The organism is Roseateles sp. YR242 (genome assembly GCF_900109745.1).
GTDB lineage: Bacteria > Pseudomonadota > Gammaproteobacteria > Burkholderiales > Burkholderiaceae_C > Roseateles.
The window spans coordinates 200,182-224,028 of record NZ_FOAV01000010.1; the positions used below are offsets into that span (position 1 = coordinate 200,182).

General features: G+C 67.2%; 12 protein-coding genes. 3 read left to right on the plus strand and 9 right to left on the minus strand.

Translation table 11 applies throughout. From position 1 onward, the window contains the following. Positions 1-173: 173 nt before the first annotated feature. The 6 genes from BMY53_RS18490 to BMY53_RS18515 form a co-directional block, all read right to left on the minus strand. A complete protein-coding gene (locus BMY53_RS18490) occupies positions 174-1,562 on the minus strand; it encodes a glycoside hydrolase family 18 protein (RefSeq protein WP_143074134.1) in 1,389 nt (462 codons plus the stop codon). Between the two features lie 221 nt (positions 1,563-1,783). Next, complete coding sequence (locus tag BMY53_RS18495; RefSeq protein WP_143074135.1) at positions 1,784-2,515, minus strand: hypothetical protein; 732 nt, start codon at positions 2,513-2,515, stop codon at positions 1,784-1,786. 50 nt (positions 2,516-2,565) lie between these two features. Then, the gene (locus tag BMY53_RS25495; RefSeq protein ID WP_143074136.1) at positions 2,566-3,435 is read right to left on the minus strand and encodes a hypothetical protein; all 870 of its coding nucleotides are present in this window, start codon (positions 3,433-3,435) and stop codon (positions 2,566-2,568) included. A gap of 29 nt (positions 3,436-3,464) precedes the next feature. Continuing rightward, positions 3,465-4,355 (minus strand): EamA family transporter, encoded by an 891-nt coding sequence (locus BMY53_RS18505; protein WP_092947955.1) that lies wholly within the window; start codon positions 4,353-4,355, stop codon positions 3,465-3,467. Between the two features lie 399 nt (positions 4,356-4,754). Beyond that, positions 4,755-11,117 (minus strand): YDG domain-containing protein, encoded by a 6,363-nt coding sequence (locus BMY53_RS18510; protein WP_092947956.1) that lies wholly within the window; start codon positions 11,115-11,117, stop codon positions 4,755-4,757. Between the two features lie 30 nt (positions 11,118-11,147). Continuing rightward, positions 11,148-12,866, minus strand: a complete 1,719-nt coding sequence (locus BMY53_RS18515) for a ShlB/FhaC/HecB family hemolysin secretion/activation protein (RefSeq protein WP_218151262.1) — start codon at positions 12,864-12,866, stop codon at positions 11,148-11,150. A 208-nt stretch (positions 12,867-13,074) separates the two neighbouring features. Here BMY53_RS18515 and BMY53_RS18520 point away from each other — a divergent pair, with 208 nt between their 5' ends. After that, positions 13,075-13,887, plus strand: coding sequence for a response regulator transcription factor (locus BMY53_RS18520; RefSeq protein WP_177200947.1), 813 nt, complete (start codon positions 13,075-13,077; stop codon positions 13,885-13,887). Positions 13,888-13,970: 83 nt separating this feature from the next. Next, positions 13,971-16,328 (plus strand): sensor histidine kinase, encoded by a 2,358-nt coding sequence (locus tag BMY53_RS18525; RefSeq protein WP_092947959.1) that lies wholly within the window; start codon positions 13,971-13,973, stop codon positions 16,326-16,328. 75 nt (positions 16,329-16,403) lie between these two features. On the opposite strand, the gene BMY53_RS18530 is transcribed toward BMY53_RS18525, so the two are convergent. Together BMY53_RS18530 and BMY53_RS18535 are read right to left on the minus strand one after the other, a co-directional pair. Next, a complete protein-coding gene (locus BMY53_RS18530; RefSeq protein ID WP_092947960.1) occupies positions 16,404-17,147 on the minus strand; it encodes a class I SAM-dependent methyltransferase in 744 nt (247 codons plus the stop codon). A gap of 95 nt (positions 17,148-17,242) precedes the next feature. After that, positions 17,243-17,749, minus strand: a complete 507-nt coding sequence (locus BMY53_RS18535) for an Lrp/AsnC family transcriptional regulator (protein ID WP_255370277.1) — start codon at positions 17,747-17,749, stop codon at positions 17,243-17,245. A gap of 338 nt (positions 17,750-18,087) precedes the next feature. Here BMY53_RS18535 and BMY53_RS18540 point away from each other — a divergent pair, with 338 nt between their 5' ends. Next, complete coding sequence (locus tag BMY53_RS18540; protein ID WP_092947961.1) at positions 18,088-21,645, plus strand: indolepyruvate ferredoxin oxidoreductase family protein; 3,558 nt, start codon at positions 18,088-18,090, stop codon at positions 21,643-21,645. An 85-nt stretch (positions 21,646-21,730) separates the two neighbouring features. On the opposite strand, the gene BMY53_RS25995 is transcribed toward BMY53_RS18540, so the two are convergent. After that, the coding region (locus BMY53_RS25995) for a hypothetical protein (protein WP_177200948.1) at positions 21,731-23,847 on the minus strand (2,117 nt) is incomplete at its 5' end.

Sequence of the window (23,847 nt, forward strand, 5' to 3'; positions counted from 1 at the left end):
CAGCCTTTGGCCGGCGACATCGGTGACCCGCGGCTCCGGCGCGCTTGAGGCAGCCAGCGACGATGAATCGGCCTCCATGAGGGCGGAGGGATCGGAAGACATGGAAGCCGTGGATGGCGTCGAGAGGGATGCAGTCATGGTCATGATGGTAGGCGCCCTGGCGCTGCTGCGGGTTACCGCACGGGTTCATTCTGCACGGCCCGTACCCTCCCCATCCCCAGATTCATCGCGTTCAGCACATCCCCGTTGTCCTGGCTCAACTCCCAGGCAAACACCCCGGCCAGCCCCTTCGCACGCGCCGCCTGCGCCTTTGCCACCACCGCACGAGGGTCGTCGTAACCCAGCCATTCCTGCCGGCGGGCATTGAAGAGCGACCACGCCTGTGTCTGCGGGTCCCATACCGCCTCGTACCCCGCCTTCCCCCGCCCCTGCCCATCCAGCAAGCGCCCCGCGATGTCCCGATACGGCATCGCCCCTTCCGGCCCCGGAAAGGTCCCCGTCTTCGCCGCCCCCGTGCGTGGCGCCGCGACACCCGTGAACCCGCGCCCATACATCGCCACCCCGGCCACCATCTTGGCGGCCGGTACCCCTGCTTCCGTGAGGTTGCGAATGGACCGGGTGAGGCTGTCATCAGCTTCTGGCGACGAACTCATCAGCGTGCTGTGATGGCCGGCCGACGCGGACCAACCACCGTAGAAGTCGTAGCTCATCATGAACACCAGATCCAGCGCCTGAGCCGCCTGCCGGAAGTTGATGCGGTTCACCACCGTGCTGGTGGTGTTCACCGCCGTGGTCACGAGATACCGGCGGCCGCGCTCCTTCCCCAGAGCATCCACGGACTGCCGCAGGTCCGTCATCAGATCCGCATAACCCTGCCCATCCTGCGAGCTGCCCAGGGCCACACCGTTGGAAGACCCGTTATCGCCCGGGTGCTCCCAGTCGATATCGATACCGTCGAAGGCGGGGTGATCCCGGAGGAAGCGCTGCACCGAGGCCACGAATACCGCGCGCCGCGCCGGGTCATTGGCCAGGTGGAAGAACGGATCCGACCCACCCCAGCCCCCCACCGAGGCCACGATCTTCAAGCTCGGGGCCCGCTGCTTGTAGCGGGTGAAGACCTGGTTGAAGCGCTGCTCCAGCGGGCTCACCGCCAGCTCGAAATCCGCACGCCCCTGGCAGGTCTGGGCGTCCTTGGGCAGTTGGCCCGGTCCGCAGATGCGCAGGAAGGCATAGAGCACATGGGTCAGGTTGCCGGGAGGCACTTGCTCGATCAATTCGGGCGCCATCCAGTTGGGCACGTATACGCCGACGACATCGCCGTCCCCATCGCCGTCCCCATCGCCCCTACCGCCCGACCCTCCGCCGCGCTGGCGCTGGAAAGGCCGGTGCTTGCCGCTGAACAACGCGGTCGGGGAGGCCACCGCTGGGGCGAACACAGCCGGGGCGGCGTTGGAGATGTTGGGCGATGGCGAGGGATCCGCAGCAAGCGCTGGCCCCGCCGTCAACCATCCGCCAGAGAAGCAACACACGGCGAGAAGGGAGAACAGGTGGCGGCGGGACATGGGCGGCAGCTCCAAAGCTGGGTCGAAGCGGCTAGCCTACCTCAAAACAGATACCACTCAAATACCAATCTACGAGGTTTGGCCTATTGGTATTTGGCAAGATGGTTCGCCTCACCGTCGCAGCCTGGCCGACACGGCCTTGACGAGGGACGCTCGCTCCACAACAAACTCGCGGGACTGATGCAGACGTCCCCGAGTGTCGCCATGCCGCCGTGGCGAGCTCAGGGCGCGAGGTCCACCCGCACCTGCAGTTCCCTGGTGCGCTGCACTTCAGCGTCCCGGGTGCTGTATTGATGGCTCGGGCTGCCCGCGTAGTAGCTGCCGGTGCGCGCGATGGTGACCCACTGGCCCAGCGGCACCTGCACGGTGCTCAGCACATTCGCATCTTCGGATGCGCCCGGAGGACGTGAGGAGGACGGGTCCTGCTGGCCATTGGGCCGGGTGGTCTGCTCCTGGGTACGTACCTCCACCGTCACTGGCTGGCGGCCGCCCGGCCAGATCGGTTTCACGGTCACGCTCCGGGTGCGTTCCGCCACGCCCTGGCGTGGCGTCACATAGAACCGGTCTTCTCGACCCTGCTGGCGCTCCATGCCCACGTCCACCCATTGCATGGGTGTCACTTCGTTCAGGCTGACTGAAGCCTGCTGGCCGTTGAGCATCATCAGCCGGGGCAAGGCCTGTTCACGCTGACTGCTGCGTTCGGTGCTCACCGTCACGCCGCCGCGCGGCGAGACCGAACCGCCGGTGCTGACGACCACGCTGCCGTCCCGCACGCCGGCCGCTGCCGCACCGCTGAGTTCCTGCGCCACCCAGCGCAACTCCACCCAGAGGTTCTGGCGTGGCGGCTGCGCATGAGCCGTGGGCGACGCCATCACCAGGGCCGCCACCATGGCCGTCGAGCCCATCATTGGCGCGCCGAGCAGGCGCAAGGTCCATCGCCGGTTCGTGTTCATGCCGTCAGCATACGCCTGCAAGCGCGCTACGGTGGTTCGCCGGCCCTGGTTTAATGCCGCAGCGCAGCAGCCCCATTCAACGCCCGGCATCGCTCGATGTCGCAGGCGGTCGGCAGCATCGAGCGGTATTCCACCACGCTGCCCCAGGCCGATGCCTCGCGCAGGGTGCAGCGCTGGCCCTTGCCGTTGTCGTAGTAGGACATCACGTCCACACACCGGCGGGAGTGGGCCATCAGCCCATAGAAGTGCCCCATTTCATGGGAGAGCACCATCTGCAGCGTCTGCTCGGCCGGATACCGTGGGTTGCGCTCCCGCAGCAGGCGGAACACACCGGGCCCCAGCGACAGCGTACGCACCGGCACATTCGCCAGGCCGAACTGGCCCTGGCTGCCGGTGTCGCTCCACAGGATCTGGATCACTTCCTCCGGCGCGGCCTGGCTCCGGCGCAGGGGCTGCACCGTGGCTGCAACACCGCAGCCGGCCCAGGCCTGGGCCGCACGCCGGGCCAGTTCCAGCACCTGGACGGGGTCAAACCAGGCTGGCGCTCCCTCATGGCGGTAGATGAACTGCAGGGGGCTGGACACGGCCGCGCGGTCGCGACCATCACCCCAGGTCGTCCATTCGCCGGGCCGGCAACTGGTGATTTCCTGGTCGCGTGCGGAAGGGGAAGCAGTAGGGGTAGCAGCAGGCCGCGCGGACGGGAGGGAGGAACGAGCGGCAGGAAAAGGCGCTGAAGGTGGCGACGGTGGTGGCGATGGCGGTGACGTCGCCGGTCTCGCGGACACGGGGTCCGGTGCGCGCTCGGCGTGGCTGGCCTGCGGCGCCAGACCCACGGTTGCACCCAGGATCACGCCCAGGATCACGCCCAGGATCTGGCCCAGAGTCAGGCCCCGGGTCAGTCCCGGACCCAGGGCGAGCATCGGCGCCTGGCGCACCGTCCCCGCCCCTCTCAGGCGGAGCGAAGCCGCCAGGCGGCGCGCAACCGGGGCCACAGCAAATTGATGGCCAGGCCGCTGATCACCAGTGCGGCGGCGGCCAGCTTCCAGAGCGGCAGCCCCTCACCCAGCAGCAGGGCAGAGCAGCTCATGCCGAACACGGGCACCAGCAGGGCCATCGGCACCACGGTGGCCGCCGGGTGGCGCGAGAGCAGCCAGCTCCAGGCGCCATACCCGAACAACGTATTGGCACCGGCCTGCCAGACCACGGCGCCCCAGGCGCCCAGCGTCGCATGGCTGAAGGCCTCGCCGATACGCGCCGGCCCCTCGATGGCGAAGGACAGGGCCAGCAACACGGGCGCCGCAACCGCACTGCTCCAGACCACATAGGCCAGCATGTTCACGCCCACGGCCCGTTTGCCCACCACATTGCCGCTGGCCCAGCACAAGGCTGCCAGCAGCACCATGGCCAGCCCCAGCACGGTGGTGGAGCCGTCGGTATGGGAGGCGATCACGCCGATGCCGCAGGCGGCCATCAGCAAGGCCAGCCACTGGAAGGGCTGTACGCGTTCGCCGCTGGTCCGCATGGCCAGCAGCAGGGTGAAGAACACCTGGGTCTGGATCACCAGCGAGGCCAGCCCCGGCGAGATCCGGGACCCCATCGCCAGATAAAGCAGACTGAACTGCCCCACTCCCACCAACGCGCCGTACGCCGCCAGGTTGCCCCAGCCGACCTTGGGCCGGGGCAGCAGGAAGATGGCCGGCACGGTGGCCAGCGTGAAGCGCAGCGCTGCAAACAGCAGCGGCGGAAAGGCATTGAGGCCCCAGCGGATCACCACGAAGTTGCTGCCCCAGATGGCGACAACGGCAAGGGCAAGCAGGAAGTGGCGAAACGAAAGCGTCATGGCGGCGCCTGGGGAGGCATTGAAGGGGGCTCAGGACTTCTGCCGGTGTCCCAAGGCTGACGCGGACGGCCGCAACGCCTGGGGAATGGCTTCAGAGGTCCTCTTGAGCTGACTATGCCAGCAACAAGCGGGGGGCAGCCCATACAGATTCCGACCTTGTCTGCCAATACAGGCAAGAAACGACAGGTCGGAAATGACAGGCCGGAAATGAAGAAGCCCCTGGGCCGACAACGGCACAGGGGCTCGGGACGCCCGAACAAGGCGGATCGCTTGCGCGGCCCTCCCGGTTCGCCCTCCCTATACGGTCTACGTATTCAGTCTACGTAGGCGGTCTACGTATTCAGTCTACGTAGGCGGTCTACGTATTCAGTCTCCGTAGGCGGTTTCCGTCGGCCCGGCTTATTGTGCGGCGGTAAAGCGCAGCACCACCGCGCGCACCTTGTTCACACCCACGCCGGTGCCGGCCTTCAACGCGCTCAGCGCATAGGCGCTCAGCGTGTCGCGGCTCATGCCGGCCAGCGTGTCCGGGGCTTGCACCAGCAGCGTGCCATCAGCCAGCAGCGTCAGCTGCATCAGGGCACGGCCGCCGCCATCCACAGGCAACCAGGCCTGAGCACGCAGGCTCGTCGGCCCGTTCAGCTGAGGCTGTCCGCCCGGCTGACCGTTCTGCCGTTGCAGCGACAGGCTGCTGCCCTGGTCCACCACGCGGTACTCGCCCTGGAAGCTCAGGCCATTGTCCGCGCCGGCCACGAAGATCGGCAGCACGGTCTCGGTGACGGCGTCACCACCATTGCCCGCGCCGTTGCCGTTGCCGTTGCCGTTGCCGTTGCCGTTGCCGTTGCCGTTGCCGTTGCCGTTGCCGTTGCCGTTGCCGTTGCCGGAACCAGTATCCGCGCCCGAGCCGTTAGCGGAGCCAGTGCCAGAACCGGATCCTTCGCCACTGCCAGCAGTGCCGGTGCCGGTGCCGGTGCCGGTGCTAGAGCTAGAGCTAGAGTTAGAGCTAGAGCCAGAGCTGTTGCCCGTGCCGGTGCCCGAACCGTCACCCGTGCCGGCGCTGCTTCCATTGCCGGCGCCGCTGGAACTCGTGTTGGAACCGGCGCTGGAGCCGCTGGCGGTGCTGATGCTCACGCCATCGGCAGTGTGGAACTCGCCTTCCGTGCTCAACTGCACGGTGGTGTTGCCACCGGCCGAGCCCTGGGAAGTGCCACTGCCTTGGCCTTGTGCACCACCATCGCCCAGCGCGCTGGAGGTCGAACCGTTGCCATTGCCATTGCCGCTGCCGCTGGAAGCGCTGTAGCTGGAGCTGGAGTTGGAGCTGGATTCGTTGCCGGAGCCAGAGCCAGAACCAGAGCCGGAGGCATTGCTGGAGCCACTACCTTCGCCAGCGCCAGTGCCGCTACCTGTTCCGGTGCCAGTGCCGCCGGAAGAACCGGTGCCGGTGCCCGATTCGGTGCCGGTGCCGGTGCTAGCGCCCGTGCCGTTACCGCTGGAGGAGCCGGTACCCGTGCCGTCGCCGTTGCCGTTGCCGTTGCCGTTGCCGTTGCCGTTGGAGGAGCCTGTGCCCGATCCGGTGCCGGTGCCAGACGATCCGTTGCCGCTGCCGTTGCCGGTGGCGCCCGAAGTGGCGCTGCCACCCGAGCCATCACCGCCGGATGCGCCGTTGGACGACGAACCGTTGGTGCCACCCGCATTGCTGCCCGTGCCGCCACCGCCGTTGCCATACAGCTCGGTGCTGCCCGCCGTGCCCGGCAGCAGCGTGGAGCCGGTGCCGCCCTGGCCGCCACCATTGCCGGAGCCGGTGGTGTTGTCCGACCCCTGCGTGCCGTTGCTGCCGCCACCCTTGGCCACCAGGCTGTCCAGCGCGCCGGAGGCGGCGTTCTGGCTGATGGAACCGAGGGCCGACACCTGCGTCGTCGCAAGCTGGTAGTTGCCGGCGTCAGCACCGGTCAGGCCCAGCCCCACCGTCACGGCCTTGGAGACCCCCACCGCCGCGTTGTCATAGCTGCCCGTCAGCGTGGTGCTGACCGAGTCGCCGCTCACCACGCCGGAGAGCGCGCCGCCGGTGACCACGGCCACCGTGGTGCCGTCATAGACCTTGGTGGTCACGGCCACCGCGCCGGCCGAGATGGTCTTGGCCGACACATCGGCCGTGCTCGTCAGGCTGCCCGTCTGGAACACGTAGTTGCCGGCATCGCTGCCGCTCAGCTGCAGGTCCAGATTGACCGTCTTGCCGGTACCGGCATTCTTGTTGGCGAAGCTGGCCGAGCCGCTGGCGCTCAGGTCATCCCCAGCCACGACGTTGGACAGCGAGACCCCATTGAGCGTGGCCGCCGTGGTGCCGTCGTAGACCTTGTTGGCCACATCAGCGCTCACCGTCACGGTACGCGCGGTGATGCTGGCCGTCGCCGAGGTGTCGAACACGTAGTTGCCGGCGTCCGTGCCTGTCAGGGCCACGCCGCTGATCGTCACCGCCTTGTCGCTGCCGACGTTCTTGTCGGAGAAACTGGCCGTGCCGCCGCCGGCGGCGACGCTGTCGCCCGCCACCAGGCCGCTCAGCGTGACCGTGCCCAGGGTCGCGGCGGTCGTGCCGTCGTAGACCTTGTCCTGCACGCTGCCGGTGGCGGCGCTGACCGTCTTGGGCGTGATGGTGCCGATGGCGCCGCTTGCGGTGGTGTTGTTCAGCGTGTAGCCGTACACCACCACGCCGCCATCGCTGGCGCCGGTGATGGCCACGCCGTCCACGCTGACCGTCTTGCCAGTGGCGACATTCTTGTCCGCATAGGCGGCGGTGCCGCTCACGGCAAAACTCACCGTGTCGCCATCGATCGCACCGGTGCTGGTGAAGTTGCCGCTGCCCAGGGTGGCCGACGAGGTGCCGTCATAGACCTTGCTGATGCTACCGGTCAGGCTCACCGTGACGGTGGGCGCCACGGTGTAGAGCAGACCGTTGCCGGTGCCCAGCACGGTACTGGCGGTGGTGGCCTGGTACTGCTTGAAGTCGGGCGTCAGGCCGCCACGCACGTCGTCGGTCGGCGTGGTGGAGTACACCAGCCAGCGGCCGGCGTCAGCCTGCAGCGCCGTTGAGCCGGCGTTGTTGATGAAGTTGCGGCCGGCCGCCAGCAGGATGGCGGTGGTGGCGGCACCACTGTTGGCGGCATGAACCGCTTCATTCAGCGTCAGGTCGGAGGTGCTGCCGCTCAGGCGCAGATCCACCGTCTTGTCCACCGTGACGCCGCTGACGCCGTCCACGGTCCCGACCGTCAGGCTCTTGCCGTTGATCAGGGTGAGCGAGCCCGCCTGTGCGGCCACAGTGCTGACCTGCTGCGTGCCGGTCAGTGCCACGTTGCCGGTGCCGGCTTCGATCGCCAGCGTGGCGGCCGTGACCACGGCGCTGCCGGTGATGTCCTGATCGGCCGTCTGGAGGATGACGCTGTCACCGGCCGTGAGGGCGGCGTTCAGCACCAGGGCATCCGCCGAGTTCAGGCGCAGGCTGCCACCGTTGGCGGTGACGGCATACGGCAGGCTCAGCGAGTCGCCCACCAGGGACAGCTCATGCCCCACCGTCGCGGTCAGCGCGGCTTCGGCCGAGACCGTGGTGCCGGCGCTGCCGATCACGATGTCCTGTGCGCCATTGAACTTGGCCAGCGAGGCCTGGCTCAGGGCGCTGGTGGAAGCGCCCACGGTCAGGGTCTGGCTTTGGTCCACGGTGTCAAAACTCACCGTGGCCAGGCCCTGGCCGCTGACGGAAGCCCCCGTGGCGTCAAAGCTCAACGCCCGCAGGTTGAGCGTGGCATCACCGCCGCCCAGTTGGATGCCCGCGTTCAGGCCCAGGCTGGCCTGGGACACCAGCGCCACCGTGGTGGGGGTACTGGTGGAAATGGTCAGGCCGCTCACGCCGTCCACCGTGCCCAGGTTCCAGCCGGTGCTGAGCCCGGTGGCTACCGTGGTGTCACCGCCCACGCTCAGCGCCAGCGTGCTGAAGTTGAAGGTGCTGCTGGTCAGCGTGGCGCCGTCCGCCGCCGTCACGGCGAGGTTGGTCGCGGCCACACCGCCATTGATGCCCTCCACAGCGCCGCCACTGATGATGTGCACGGAGCTGGCGTTGGTGCTGATGTCGCCATCAAACACCACATCGCCGCCATCCGCCCGGCCGATCACCAGGGTGGCTGCGTTCACGGCGGAGGTGGAACTGCTGGCCAGCGAGGACCCCAGGTGCAACGCCGTGCCGGCGCCTTCCTGGCGAAGCGTCACGGTTCCGTTGCCGCCATTGGCGGTCACGGTCTTGACGATGTTGATGTTGTCGCCACTCAGCGTCACATTGCCGCTGGTGTTGGTCAGCGTGCCGGCGCTGATGTCGATGTTCTTGTTGACCAGTTCCAGCGCACCGGTGGCGCTGAAGCTGAAGTCATTGGCCAGGGTGATGGTGCCGGTGCCGTCTTCACGGCCGATGGTCAGGTTCTTGATGCCCTGCAGCATCGCGAGCTGGGTCACCGAGGCAAAACCGGTGGTGTCTCCCAGCACCATGCTGGTGGACGCATCACCGGGCTCCAGGCGGATCGACGCCGTGCTGAGGTTGTTCAGCGTGGCGCCGGTGAAGTCGATCGCGCTGCCGCGCAGGGTCAGCACCCCGCTGCCGGTATTGAGATCGACCGTGCTGGAGAAGGTGATGACGCCATCCGTCAGGATGCTGGCGCCCGCATTCATGGTGAACGGCGAGTCGATGTCCACGTCACCGCTGGCGCTGATCACGCCACCCAGGTAACGGGTGCCGGTGGTGTAGCTGCCGTCGGCCTTGAAGTACAGGCGGCCGCTCCCCAAGGTCATGTTGGAGTTCAGGTAGATCTCGCCTGTGCCGGCCGAGATGTACAGGTTGCCGCCGTTGGTGGTGACCGGCGCCGACAGGGTGAGGCCGCCGCCGCTGGCGTTGTCCGAGTCGGCCCAGATGCGCACGTAGCCGCCATTGGTGGTCAGCGAACCGCCCACCGTGACGCCGTCCGCGCCGTAAAGCGTGATGGAGCCCGCACCGGGCGTGCCGCTGCCCACCGAAGTGACCGAATGCGTCGGCAGGGTGGCGGGGTTGGTGCCCGCGCCCCAGGCGATCAGGTTGGCGATGTTGGTGAGCGTGCCGGAACCCGTGCTGCCCGCCTGCATGTAGATGCTGCCGGTGCCAAACACTTCCACCGTGTTGTCGGCGTTGGTGAACGAAATGACGCCGGTGCCGGAGGTGCCGGCTTCCACGCGCAGGCTGACGTTGTTGGCCATCGTCAGATGCCCGTCACCGCCATTGAGGTTCAGGTCGGCAAAGGTGATGTTGCCAGTGGCCTGCAGGGTGACGTTGGCGAGCTGGGCTTCCAGGTCGTTCACATACACCGTGCTGCCGGTGATGTCGCCGGTGCCGCTGCCGGCGCTGATGGTGACCGTTGCAGGGTCCAGCAGCAGGTCGCCGGTGTTGCCCTTGTCGGCGCGTGCGTCGGTGACACCGCTGTAGCTCAGCGATTGCTTGCCCGACACCTCGGCCTGGCCGCCATCACCCCCATTCGCACCGCCGCGCACCTCGATACGGCCGGCAAACCGGGTGGTGTCGTCAGACCAGAACACCACCTGGCCGCCGTTGCCGTTGTCCGTGGCGCTGGCCGTGGCCTTGACCGTGCTGTCCGCGCTCACCGTGGTGGCGTTGAGCAGGCTGGTGTCGGCGCCCTGGTAGCCGCCACCCACCAGGATGGTGCCGCCGCCCGTGGCGCCGTTGGCATTCAGCGTGGCGCCGCCATCCAGCGTGATCTGCTGGCCGGTCACCGTGACGCTGCCGCCCTGGGCGCTGGCCGAGCTGGCGTCCAGCGTGCCGGACACATGGACGGCACCGTTGCTGCCGCCGTCCAGAACAATGCGGCCGCCGTTGTCGGACAGGCCGGTCGCTTCGATCACGCCTTCGTTGTTCACCACCGTGGCCATGGCAGTGCTGGCACTGCGAGCACTCAGCGTGACGCTGTCGGCAGAGATGCTACCGGTGTTTTCCACCAGCGCGTCCAGGGTGGAACGGTCAATCGTGAAGCCCAGCAGGCCGTCACCACCGAAGTCCAGCGTGACCTGGTCACCGGCCGCCAGCGCCACGCTGGAGGCAGCGATGCTGCCGCTGTTGCGCACCACCGGTGCGATCAGCGCCACCACGCCACCTGCCGCGTTGATGCTGCCGGCGTTGGTCACGGCACCGGCCGTGCCGTTGCTGGTGAAGCTGTAGTTGCCGGAGAGGAAGTCGTTGTCCGACAGGTTCAGGGAGCTGGCCACCAGGCCGCCCACATTGACCTGGGCCGTCTTGCCGAAGATGACACCGGCGCTGTTGAGGATCCAGACATTGCCGTTGGCGGTCAGCGAACCCTGGATCTGGCTGGGCACGCCGCTGTTGACGCGGTTCAGTGCAATCGCCGAGCTGGAGGGCTGGGTGAAGGTGACGCCCGACGCGGAACCGATATCGAAGCTGTTCCAGTTGATGACCAGCTTCTGGGTCTGCTGGTTGACCGTCAGTGCATTGCCGCTCTGCGTCAGCGTGGCCGCCCCGGCGGCGATGCTGCCGCCGGTGGGCAAGGTACTGGCATCCAGCGCCAGCGCGGCCTGTCCGGCCAGGCCCAGCACCAGGGCTGCGGCGGCGCAGCGGACGGCGCCGGAGGCGCGCTTGCCGCGGGCGCGGGTGGTTTCAGCCACCGCCACATAGGCGCCAGTGGCCTCGTTCCAGACCAGGCGATAGGCGTGATTGATGGAGTTCTTCATGTGTTGCTCTTTTGCTTGGTGTGGAAGGGCTCAATACGCGACGTTCAGCTGCACCCAGGCGCGCTGGCGCTCGGCACGGCCGTCCGCATCCAGGCCGGTGCTGCTGCGGCCGGGGTTGTTGCCGATGGTGTGCGCCCAGGCACTGCGCACGCTCCAGCGCTCACCCGACAGGTTGAAGCCCAGGCCGGCACCGGCCAGGCGGTAGTGGTTGGTGGACGGGTCCGCGAGGGCGCCGTTCCACGGGGTCTGGTGCTGGGTGATGCCGCCCACGTCCACGAAGCCCAGGCCCTGGGCACGCAGGCCGTAGACGCGGAAGTCGCGGCGCAGCTCCATGCTGGCCAGCCAGCCGCTGTCGCCCGAGGCTTCACCCACGGCATAGGCCCGCACACCGGCGGGGCCGCCCAACTGGAATTTCTCGGAGGAGTCCAGGTTGTCCGTGGCCAGTTGGCCATTGGCCGCCACGAACAGCGTCCAGCTGCCCAGGGCCGGCAGGCTCTGGTTGCGGGCCACATGCCAGTTCAGCTTGGTAAAGCCGCCCTGGGTGGAGGCGCCGGCAGCATCCGCTGCGGCGTCGTCCGCATTACGCGCCAGGCTCACCTCGCCGGAGGCCACGGCCGCGCCCCAGTCCGTCTGGCCGCCACCCAGCAGTTCGTCCCAGGCGTTGGCACTGAAGCCCGCGCTCATGCGGTCGACCCGGCGGCGATGCAGGGACACGCCCAGGGATTCGTCATCCAGGCGGCGCTCTTCGGCGTCCAGGTTCAACCAGACATTGCGCTCGCGCGAGCGCTGCAGCGGGAAGCTGAGGCCACCGCCCAGGCTGCGGGCGGTGCCGCGCAGTTCCAGCGGTTCCAGCTCCAGGCCCACGCTGTAGCGCATGTAGGACGCATTGACGTTGGCACGCAGGCCCTTGGGCGACAGCGCCCAGGCGTAGGAGGCAGCGGCCTGGCTGGTGTCACGGGTCTTGCTCAGCGACACAAACGCCTGGTCTTCTCGTTCCAGCGGGCGGTTGAGAACACCGCGCACGGTGGCACGCACATCACCGGTGTAGCGGTTGGCGAAGTTGTCCAGGGAGGCGGAGGCGCCCCAGTTCGGTTGCTCTTCCACCTTTGCTTCGATGCGGCTGGTGCCGGGCTGGTCGCCCTTCTCCAGCGCCGAGCGCACGGCAACGCCTGGCACGTCGCGCATCAGCAGCAGCGCGCGTTCGAGGTCCTCGGCGCGCACCGGCCCTTCCGGCAGGTTCGCATCGGCGATGGCGCGCAGGCGGGCCTGCAGCGCAGGGTTGCCACCGGTCAGGCCCAGGCGGCCAGCGCCTTCCTGCAACCGACCGGCCACCACGGCGATCTGAAGTTCGCCGCCGCTGAGATCCTGCTTCGGCAGATAAGCGCGCGCCAGCAGATAACCCTTGGCCTGCAGGCGGGCGGTCACCCGGGCCGCCAGGGCCTGCATCTGCGCATGGTTGAGGCGCTGACCGACACGGTCGGCCACCCAGGCCTGCAATTCGTTCTCGCTCGCCAAGCCATCAGCGCCCGTGAAACGAACACGCTGCACCAGCGCCGTCAGCCCCTGACCGCCCACGGGGGCGTTCACCGCCGATTCCGCCTTGGGTTCAGCGGCTGGACGGCCCATCGGGGTCTCGACGCGTTGACGTTCGTTGAGCAGTTGGCCGGCATCCGGCGGCGCAGCCATCGTTAACAAAGGCGACATGCTCAGCAGTGCGGCTGCCATGCGCAGGTTCTTGATTTCGTGCACCTTGGTTCCTCGGTATGTTCGTGTGCTGGGCCGCGTTTATCTGCCTGCACGGCGGGGCCAGGTTTTGCGAAAACGACCAAGCTCTTTGCCAAAAGGAATCCAGGGCCACATTGAGTGCAACCATGTGAAATTTTTACGAGGTAGTTGTGCGCGCAGCGCGACATCGGAACGGGTGCGGGCCTGGTGGCGGCCGGACAATTCGAGGTCTATGACGGAGACTGACAGCGCCGGCCTTCCAGGGGCATCGGCGCCACTGATACTGCTGATCGACGATGTCCCCGAGGACCTGCGATGGCTCAACGAGCTGTTACGCAAGGAATACCGGATGGCCTTCGCACACAACGGCCATCAAGGCTTGCAACGGGCGCAGGCCTTGCGGCCTCAACTGATCCTGCTGGACATCGGCCTGCCCGACATGGATGGGTTCGCGTTGTGCCGCCTGCTCAAGAGCGACCCGCTGACCGCGGCCACCCCGGTGCTTTTTCTCAGCGCGTACAACCGGCCCGATGACCGCGTGAACGGGCTGGGGCTGGGTGCCGTGGACTTCATCAGCAAGCCCTTCTGGCCCGAAGAGGTGATGGCCCGCGTGCGGGTGCATCTGGCGCTGGCCGCACAGGCCGGCGGCAAGGACGTGGCGCAGGCCGCAGCGGACAGCGCGGGCGCCGAAAACGCGGCGCGCAATCCGGACGGCCTGCTGGTCCAGGAAGCGGTGCGCTACATCCAGGCTCACCTCGCCGAGCTGCCACCGGTGCCCGAACTGGCACGCCGGCTGGGGCTTCATGAAAAACGCCTGCTGGCCCTCTTCCGCGACCACCTGGGCCAGACGGTCTCCGGCTTCCTCAGCGAGGAGCGCATGCGCAATGGCGCCAGGCTGCTGGCCGAAACTGCGATGACGGTGCAGGACGTGGCCCAGACGGTGGGCTTCAACAACCCGGGCAACTTCGCGACCGCGTTCCGTGCGCGTTACGGGCAGAGTCCTGTCGCCTACCGGCTCGCCGCGCGCGAGCGCTCCATCTCTTGACCGGCGCGAAGCCAGAGGCGCTACGGTCGCTGCAGGCGCCACATGCGCTAGAGGCGCTACAGGCGCTGCTGATTTGTCTTCGGATGGCGAGGCAACGCGGGCTGAAGGCCCTGACCGTCGTCCTGTTGCTGTGGGCATTCGCAGCGGCCGCACAGCCCCAGCGGCCGCCCGTGCTGGAGCTCGAGCCGCATCAGCCGTCGCTGAGCCTCGCGCCTTACCTCGCGCTGCACGTGGACCATCAAGGCGGTGCGGGGCTGGACAGCATCCTGCTGGTGGATGACTTCGCCGCCGTACGGCCCAAGGATCTGCAGCCGGGCTACAGCACCGCCGCCTACTGGCTGCGCCTGCGTGTGCACAACAACACCGACACACCCTTGCGCCGGCAGCTGCAGGTACCACCCGCGCGCCTGGAGCAGATCAGCCTGTTCATGAATGTGGAGGGAGCGGGCTGGCGCCGCTCGGATGCGGGCACGGCGGTGCCGTTTGACGCACGCGAGTTGCCCCGGCGCATCAGCACCTTCTCCGTCGAGCTGGCCCCCGGCCAGCATGCCGAGCTGTTGCTGCGCATCGCCAGCCGCAGCTCCATCGGCCTGCAGCCCCGGCTCTGGGAGACACCGGCGCTGGCCTTGCGCCAGCAGCGGGAACTGCTGGCAGACGGGCTGATCCTGGGCATGATGAGCCTGCTGTTGCTGCTCGCCCTGGCGCTGGCCGGCATCCTGCGGGAGCGCGCCTACGCCTACACCGCGCTCTACCTGCTCAGCTACATGTTCTACGAGGCCGGCATGCGGGGCACCAGCTTCATGCTGCTGTGGCCCGACGCCACCGACTGGGCCCTGCGTTCCCTGTCCACCTTCGGCATTCTCACGACGCTGCTGCAGGTGCTGGCCATCGTGCGCATGCTCGGCCTGGCCCGATCCCAGCCGCGTCTGCAGCGGGTGTTGCTCCTCATCGCGCTGGCCGATCTGCTGAGCATGTCCCTGTGCATATGGGGCAACTACCGGCTGGGCACCTTCATCACCACCCAGTTCAACACGGTCCTCCTGCTGGGCATGACGGTGGCCGCCTGGCGGGCGTGGCGCCAGCATCATCCGTTGGCCAAACCGTGGCTGGGCATGCTGATCGCAGGCATGGCCGGCATGGCGCCGCGTTACGCCGAGCTGTTGGGGCTGCTGCCTTACAACGCACTGAGCGACTACGCCCCGCCCATTGCCAGCCTGCTGGGGACGCTGCTGGTGCTGGGTGGGCTGCTGCGCCGCATGCAGCGCCAACGGGCCCGCCAGGAACTGCGCCTGGAGCTGGCGGTGCGTGAGCGCACCCTGGCACTGGATGAAGCCCGCGAGCGGGCGCAGCGCAGCGACATGGCCAAGGGCCGGCTGCTGGGCTACCTCGGGCACGACCTGCGCGCACCGCTGGCGTCCATGGTGCAGGTGGCGCGGCAGCTGCAGCCGGACAGCGACTTCGAGGCCGGCCGCCACGCCATGGAGCACAGCAGCCTTCTGGCGCTGGAGATGATCGACGAGATGCAGCATTTCTCGCGGGCGCCTGAATCCGAAGCACGGCTGGAGATCTTGCCGGCACCGCTGTATCTGCACAGCTTTCTGCGGGAGATCGTCATCCAGAGCCAGGCCCTGGCGCGGGCGGGCGGCAACAGCCTCACGCTGGACCTCGCGCCCGGGCTGCCCGCCATCGTCCAGCTCGATGCCCGGCGCCTGCGCCAGGTGCTGGTCAACCTGATTGCCAATGCCGCCAAGTTCACACGTGGTGGCCGCATCGTGCTGGAGGCCGCCCTGACGGCGCAAGGCCAGCTCATGGTCGCTGTCCAGGACAACGGGCCGGGCATGGCGCCGGAGGACCTGGCGCGGGTCTTTGAACCCTTCGTGCGCGGGCAGGGATCGGTCTTCCGGCCAGGCATGGGGCTGGGTCTGAGCATTGCGCATCAGTTGGTGGCGGCCATGGACGGCAGGATTTCGGTCACCAGCCAACCGGGTTACGGCGCACGCTTCGACATCCGGCTGGACTGGATGGCCGCCGAGGAAGCGGACGTGCTGTGGCCGCCGGCCCGGCCCTGGCTCGCCCGACCGCTGGGCGACGGCCATGTGGCGGTGCTGCTGGACCCCTGCGCCAGCGTCCGCGAGGCCTTGCGTGAGCGCCTGGTCCTGGCGGGGTTCGAGTGTCTCGAAGCGTCGGATCACCACGAGGCGGAAGCCTTGATGCGCCAGCAGGTGGTGCGCCTGCTGGTGGCTGAGCCCGAGGCCGCGCCGGACATGGACAGCTGGCTGGCGCGATGCCGGCGGCAACGGCCGACGCTGGCCCTCCTGCTGTGCAGCCAGCGCCACGCCACGGCGGCCGACGGCTCGCCCCGCCTGCTCAAGCCGGCGGTGGAGAGTGAATGGTGGCCGATGCTGGCCGGGTTGCTGCGGCACGAGGAAGTGGGGATCTGACCCGCAAGATGACCCGTGAGGTGACCCGCGAGAGGACCCGCGAGAGGACCCGCGAGATTCGCGGCCCCAATCCGGTCACAGTCCCGAGCCTGCCAGTGCAGACGATGGCGGACGGGAGGCGAACCACAACCGCTCGTCGTCCAACCCTTCGGGCACTGAAAACCCTTCGGCCGCGAGCAGTCTCGCGATGGACGGCTCCTCCAGCGCGATCACGCTGAAGGTATGGGTCCAGCTGTCACCAGCGATGCCGTAGCGCAGCGTCATGCGCACCTGCACACCCTCGGTGTCCGGCGCTCGTTCCACGGCAAGCACCTCCAGGGACTGCGCGTCAGATCCGGAGCGCTGTCCGACCTTCGCGGATGTCAGCCAGCCGGGATCCTGACGTTTCAGAATCAGCAGTCCCGAGGGGGAGACATGCCGTGCCGCTGCGGCCACAAAGGCGCGGCGTATCGCCGGGTCGGCATGGTTGATCAGGCCGCTGGGCAGCAGCACCACATCGAAGCGGTCTTCCAGCGCCAGTTGCTCGATATCGGCGTGAACGCGCCGCACCTGGTCGGAGACATGCGCCAGCATGTCCGCCGAGTTGTCCACCCCGGTCACCACGCAACCGAACGCCAGCAGGCGGTGGGACAGCAGCCCCGTCCCGCAGCCCAGTTCCAGCACACGCGTGCCGGGCGCAAGCCAGGGCCGCAGGTGTTCGATCTCCCCGGCATAGGCCGAACGGCGATACAGCTCCACCGAACAACCATCCCTGGACTGGGCACCCGGGCCCGCGCCGCTGAATTCGAATGGCAATGTGACTGCCGATGTCAGATTCATTCTTCGTCCTCACTCAAGGTTTTCAGCAGGCGCTCAGGCGCGGCCGCCAAGTGTTCCGGGCCGTCTTGAACGTCATGGCTTCATGGCTTCATAGCTCATGGCCGCAGGTGCCCCAGCGGCAATGCCCCGCCGGCCTTCACCTCGCCCAGCGAGAAGCTGGTGTGGATGTCCTTCACATTCGGCAGGTTCAGCAGCGTGTCGATGGAGAACCGGCTGAAGGCATCCAGGTCGGTGGCCATCACCTCCAGCTCGAAGGTGCCAGCGCCGCTGATGTAGTGGCAGGCAATCACCTCCGGCAACTCGCGGATGGCCTCCTCCAGCTGCCGTGTGGCCGCGCCATTGTTGCGGTCGGCATCCACCCGCACAAAGGCCAGCACGCCCAGCCCCAGCTTGCGGCGGTCGATCTCGGCCCGGTAGCCGGTGATGAATCCCTGCTCCTCCAGCCACCGGACCCGCCGCCAGGTCGGCGCCGCCGACAGGCCGATGCGGGCCGCCAGCTCCGCGTTCGACAAGCGAGCCTCGCGCTGCAGTTCCGCCAGGATGGCCACGTGGTAACGGTCCAGGCCACCGGCGCCGGCGCCCTCTTCCGTTTCGGCCGCCAGGGGTGGACGACCACCGTCCGGATGTGTCAGGGTTTTCCCTTGACGTTGATTTCGCGATGCCAATGGATAGCTCCAGCCTTGTCTCCAGCAAGATTCTTGCTCAAGTCAGCCGCCATAGGGCACAAAGAGCAAGCACTCGCCGCAGGCTATTTCCTACACTGAGGCGCGGGTTGCCCCGGCCGAAAGCAGGGGGACAACCAGCGTGACAACATCCGACTGAAAACATTCAGCTGAAAACAATTCAGCGGCAGCGATGCAGCTGTACATGGCAGCACGGCTTCGGGTCTCCGCCACAAGTGGGGATTACGGTGCCGGCCACCAACAGGAGACACCCCTTCATGAATGCCCCCTTGCCCGAACACATCCTGCGTGCGCTGGAATCAGTGACGCTGGACGACAAATACGCGTTGGACGAGGGCCGCGCCTTCATGAGCGGCATTCAGGCGCTTGTGCGCCTGCCCATGCTGCAACGCACACGTGACGCCATGGCCGGCCTCAATACCGCCGGCTTCATCTCCGGCTATCGCGGCTCTCCGCTGGGCGGCTACGACCAGGCCCTCATGGCTGCGCGCAAGCACCTGTCCAGGCAGCACATCGTCTTCCAGCCCGGCGTGAATGAGGAACTGGGCGCCACGGCCGTCTGGGGCACGCAGCAACTGGATCTCTTCCCGGAGAAGAAGAAGTTCGATGGTGTGTTTGGCATGTGGTACGGCAAGGGCCCTGGCGTGGACCGCTGCATCGACGTGTTCAAGCACGCCAACATGGCCGGCACCGCCAGGCATGGTGGCGTCATCGCCATTGCTGGCGACGACCACATCGCCAAGAGTTCCACCGCCGCCCACCAGAGCGACCACGTCTTCAAGGCGGTCGGCTTCCCGGTGTTCTTCCCGTCCAGCGTGCAGGACATCCTGGACATGGGGCTGCACGCCTTCGCCATGAGCCGCTTCTCCGGTCTGTGGTCCGGGCTCAAGACCATCCAGGAGATCGTGGAGTCGTCCAGCAGCGTCAGCGTCGACCCTGACCGCGTCGACATCATCCTGCCCGAGGACTTCGCCATGCCGTCCGGTGGCCTGCACATCCGCTGGCCCGACCCGCCGCTGGACCAGGAGGCCCGCATGATGGACCACAAGTGGTACGCGGCCCTGGCCTACGTGCGGGCCAACCGCCTCAACCACAACGTGGTGGCCACGCCCGACGACCGCTTCGGCATCATCGCCAGCGGCAAGGCCTGGAACGACACCCGCCAGGCCCTGCACGATCTCGGCCTGGACGACAACACCTGCCGGCGCCTGGGCATCCGGCTGCACAAGGTCAATGTGGTGTGGCCGTTGGAGGCCACCATCACCCGCGACTTTGCCCTGGGCCTGCAGGAGATCCTGGTGGTCGAGGAAAAGCGCCAGATGATCGAATACCAGCTCAAGGAAGAGCTCTACAACTGGCGCACCGATGTCCGACCCAACGTGCTGGGCAAGTTCGACGAGGCCGAAAACGACATGAGCGGCGGTGAATGGAGCCAGCCCAACCCCAGCGCCAACTGGCTGCTGCGCCCGCAGGCGGACCTCACCCCCGCGATCATCGCGCGTGCCATCGCCAAGCGCCTGCTCAAGCTCGGTGTGGACGCCGACACTGCGGCACGTCTGCGTGCCCGGGTGGCCCTGATCGAAGCCAAGGAGCAATCGCTCAAGAGCGAAGCGCAAACCGCCGGCGGTGCGGACCGCACGCCCTGGTTCTGCTCCGGCTGCCCGCACAACACCAGCACCCGGGTGCCGGACGGCTCACGCGCCGTGGGCGGCATCGGCTGCCACTACATGGTCACCTGGATGCCGGGCCGCAACACGGCCACCTTCACCCAGATGGGCGGTGAGGGGGTGCCCTGGGTCGGCCAGGCGCCCTTCACCGACGAGAAGCACATCTTCAGCAACCTCGGCGACGGCACCTACTTCCACAGCGGCAGCCTGGCCATCCGGCAAAGCATCGCCGCCGGGGTGAACATCACCTACAAGGTGCTCTACAACGACGCGGTCGCCATGACCGGCGGGCAGCAGGTGGGTGAGCGTCCGGAGGGTCACAGCGTCATCCAGATCATGAACAGCCTGATCTCCGAAGGCGTGGCCAAGCTGATCATCGTCACTGACGAGCCCGAGAAATACGACGGCAAGCCCCTGGCTGCCGGCGTCACCGTGCACCACCGCGACGAGCTGGACGCGCTGCAGCGCCAGTTCCGCGAGATCCCCGGCACCACCGTCATCATCTACGACCAGACCTGCGCCACCGAGAAGCGCCGCCGCCGCAAGCGCGGCAAGTTGGTCGATCCGGCGCGCCGCACGGTGATCAACGAGGCCGTCTGCGAAGGCTGTGGCGACTGCTCCGTCCAGTCCAACTGCCTGTCGGTGGAGCCGCTGGAGACCGAATTCGGCCGCAAGCGCCAGATCAACCAGAACACCTGCAACAAGGACTTCTCCTGCGTGAAGGGCTTCTGCCCCAGCTTCGTCACCATCGAAGGGGGTGAGCTGAAGAAGCCGAAGAAGGACCGCCGCCTCAGCCCGCTGGACGCCAGCCTGCCCCCCGTGCCCCCACCCGTCGTTCCCAACGCCGAACAGGCCTGGGGCATCGTGGTGGCCGGCGTGGGCGGCACCGGCGTGATCACCATCGGGCAGTTGCTGGGCATGGCGGCCCATCTGGAGGGCAAGGGCGTCATCACGCAGGACGCCGCGGGCCTGGCGCAGAAGGGTGGCGCCACCTGGAGCCATATCCAGATCGCCAACAGCCCGTCGGCCATCCACTGCACCAAGGTGGGCACAGCCGAAGCGGACCTGGTCATTGCCTGCGATTCCATCGTGGCCGCCAACAAGAGCACGCTGGCGGTGATGCGCGAAGGCCGCAGCTTCGTGGCGCTCAACACCCACGGCTCCCCAACCGCCACGCTGGTCAACAACCCGGACTGGCACTTCCCCGGTGGCGCCTGCGAGGCCGCCATCGCCAAGGCCGTCGGCCAGGACCATCTCGGCATGTTCGATGCGGAGGAGGTCGCGGTGAAGCTGCTGGGGGATTCGCTCTACACCAACCCGCTGATGCTGGGCTTCGCCTGGCAGAAGGGCCGCGTGCCGCTGAGCCACGCCGCGTTGATGCGTGCCATTGAACTCAACGGGGTACAGGTCGAGAACAACAAGGCGGCCTTCGAATGGGGCCGCCGTTGCGCCCATGACCTGGCGGCCGTGCGTTCGCTGTATGCGGCGCAGCAGGTGATCCAGATCGTCAAGCGCCAGGGCGTGGACGAGCTGATCAACCGCCGCGTCGAGTTTCTCACCGACTACCAGAACGCCGCTTATGCCGCCGACTACCGCGCCTTCGTCGAACGGGTGCGAACGGCCGAGGCACCCTTGGGAGGCACCCGCCTCACCGAGGCGGTGGCCCGTTATCTGTTCAAGCTGATGGCCTACAAGGACGAATACGAAGTCGCCCGGCTGCAGACCGATCCAAAGTTCCTGCAGAAGATCCGGTCGCAGTTCGAAGGCGACTTCAAGGTGGTTCATCACCTGGCACCGCCACTGTTTGCGAAGAAGGACGCCCAGGGCCAACCGCTCAAGTCGGCCTTCGGCGGCTGGATCCGCCCGGCCATGGGGGTGCTGGCCAGGCTCAAGGGGCTGCGTGGCACGGCCTTCGACCCCTTCGGCCGAACCGAGGAGCGCCGCACGGAGCGTCAGCTGATCCTGGATTACCGCGCCAGCATCGAGGCGCTGATGACCAAGGGGCTGACCGCGCAGCACCTGCCATTGGCTCTGGACATCGCCCGCCTGCCCGAGGAGATCCGAGGCTACGGGCACGTCAAGGCGAGACATCTGGCGAAGGCCCGGGCGCGCTGGGAGCAGTTGATGTTGCAGTGGGCGGCCCAGTGAATGGGCTCACCGGCCAGCCCTGCAGTGGATGATTCAGCGTCCACGCGCGGCCACCGGCATCGGTGGCCACCCCCACCTGCGTACCCTACTGATCCGGCGCAAACATGCGCTCCATCGTTGTCTGGAATATGGTGCACAAATCGAACACATTGGCACCCAATCCCTCAAGCCGCTGGGCATAGTCGAGGTCCGCTTCATGGGCCTCCTGCTCATTGAGGCGCATCAAGCTCTTCAGCTCGGAAAGCTCGGCAAGCTGGCGAATGCACGTCGCAACAAACGAATCGACACCGGACATGGCCTTGATATCCTCGTCACTCAGCGGGCAGGACTTCAGGTCCGCCTCCAGAACCAGCCTGCGCGCGTATGTGGCATTGGATTCACCAGGGCGGTGGGGGACGGCCCTCAAGAGTTCCGCCTGCCAGGGCAGTGAACGACGGGATGGGGCCTGAGCAACGGACTGCACGTTGCCCAAGCCCGGCCTTTGCACCTCCTCCCCTTGCGGCGGCTCATCCAGATGCGCTGCCATGTGCGTCGTCCGGCCCAGCGCGCTTGCCTCCCACCCAGGCGGGCAAGATGCACTCTCCGCCAGCATCGGCCGAGGCAGTATGGGTCTGAGCGGCGCATCGGTGGGCAACTTCACGCCAGAGATCTCCTGGCCCGGTGGCGCGCCCAACCAGTCAACGGCTCTGGCACGTGTTTGGCCGAAGAGCAACTTGTTTTTCGATGATCTGAACACGAGGGCCAAATCGGACGGCCGTGCGCCAAACCCTAAAAGCCGCTGGGCATAGTTGAAATCGGTTTCATTGATCTGCTGCCCATACTGGTGCATCAGCCCGCTCAACTCGGGAAGGGTGGCCAACCTGAGAGTGGCCCGCGCAGTACGCTCCCCAATATCGCACATAGCCGCGAGATCCAACGCACTCATCTCGCCGGGCCTTCGGTGCTTCTCCAGCACCAACTTGCGGGCGTGTGCGCTGGGGGATTCATCTTCCAGGCGGGGGACCGCCTTCAATAGTTCCTCCTGCCAGGGCTGCAGGGAACGGACTTCTGTCCTCACACGTGCCCACTTTCCTCGACGCGGCAAGAAGGGCGGCAAATCGGAGGAGGCGGCCGCTTCAAAAACCGTCTTGCGAGACCCCGGTACCTTAGGAACAGCACCCCGCTCACATTGCATGTCGATAATCAGGTTCTTGTGCATGCGGAACACGCGGCTCAGTTCGTCCGCCCGGGCGCCACAACCAAAAAGCCGATGGGCATAGGCGCGATCGGTCTCAAAGTTCTGCTGCTTATTCAAGCGCATCACGCGCTGAAGGTCGGGAAACTCGTTCAGCCTGGAAATTGCCGTCGCAACGTCCCAACAGACATCAGTCGTAGCCATGAGACGCTCGGCAAGCGCCTGGTTGGGCCACTTTCGAGGCGCCAGTTCCAGTGCCACCCCACGGGCGGATGCGCACTTGGATTCATAGAACCGGCGGGCATCGGCCTTCGACAATTCCGCCCGCGGGGGCTGCAGCGAGCTGGTACGGTCCTCGGTGGGCCCACCAGCACGCAATGACTGAAGCAACTGGCGCACTGTTTGCCCGCCACGCTTGATCCCGCGTGGCCCTTCGCCCGGCTGATCCGGTCCGAGCGCGCGTTTGCGGCTCACCGGGTCGGCCGTGGCCTGCACACGGCTGGGCGGTGCTGGTCGCAGGCCCCCCTCCAGCATCTTTGGAGCGGCCTGCGCGCTTTCCAAGTGCGGCAGTGTTTGCGCCTGCAGGCTCACTGTTACCCTCGAACTCGCCAGAGGATGAAATGCCGTCGGCCACCACGATGGCACTGCCAAGCTCGGCGAGGCCAGCGTTTCCACCTCCTCCCCTGGCCCCGGCTCATCCACCTGCGCTGCCATGTGCAACGTCCGGCCCAACTCGCGCCTTAACCCCGCAGACGCGCTGGAGGCCCCCGCCTGCGGCAGATCAACCTCCATCTCCTGCTTGATCTCCGTCTGTCTAACCGCGTCGCTGGCCTTCTGGTCATCAAACTCCTGCAAAAAGTCGGGCCCGTAGTCCACCCGGAACTCCCGCGTCGGATTCCCGCTCCCGTAGGCTGACGCCGTGGCAATCAGCGCCACCACCGTCGCACGGCTTGGCTTGCCTTGGTTGTCGATCAGTCCCACCCGAAACGGCATGAGGTGGCTGTTCAGCCGCTCCCGGTCGTACGTCG

Coding starts and splice junctions, on each gene's coding strand:
- BMY53_RS18505 (WP_092947955.1), bottom strand. CDS start 4,355: ATGACGCTTTCGTTTCGCCACTTCCTGCTTGCCCTTGCCGTTGTCGCC.
- BMY53_RS18520 (WP_177200947.1), top strand. CDS start 13,075: ATGACGGAGACTGACAGCGCCGGCCTTCCAGGGGCATCGGCGCCACTG.
- BMY53_RS18490 (WP_143074134.1), bottom strand. CDS start 1,562: ATGTCCCGCCGCCACCTGTTCTCCCTTCTCGCCGTGTGTTGCTTCTCT.
- BMY53_RS25495 (WP_143074136.1), bottom strand. CDS start 3,435: ATGCTCGCCCTGGGTCCGGGACTGACCCGGGGCCTGACTCTGGGCCAG.
- BMY53_RS18540 (WP_092947961.1), top strand. CDS start 18,088: ATGAATGCCCCCTTGCCCGAACACATCCTGCGTGCGCTGGAATCAGTG.
- BMY53_RS18495 (WP_143074135.1), bottom strand. CDS start 2,515: ATGAACACGAACCGGCGATGGACCTTGCGCCTGCTCGGCGCGCCAATG.
- BMY53_RS18530 (WP_092947960.1), bottom strand. CDS start 17,147: ATGAATCTGACATCGGCAGTCACATTGCCATTCGAATTCAGCGGCGCG.
- BMY53_RS18510 (WP_092947956.1), bottom strand. CDS start 11,117: ATGAAGAACTCCATCAATCACGCCTATCGCCTGGTCTGGAACGAGGCC.
- BMY53_RS18525 (WP_092947959.1), top strand. CDS start 13,971: ATGGCGAGGCAACGCGGGCTGAAGGCCCTGACCGTCGTCCTGTTGCTG.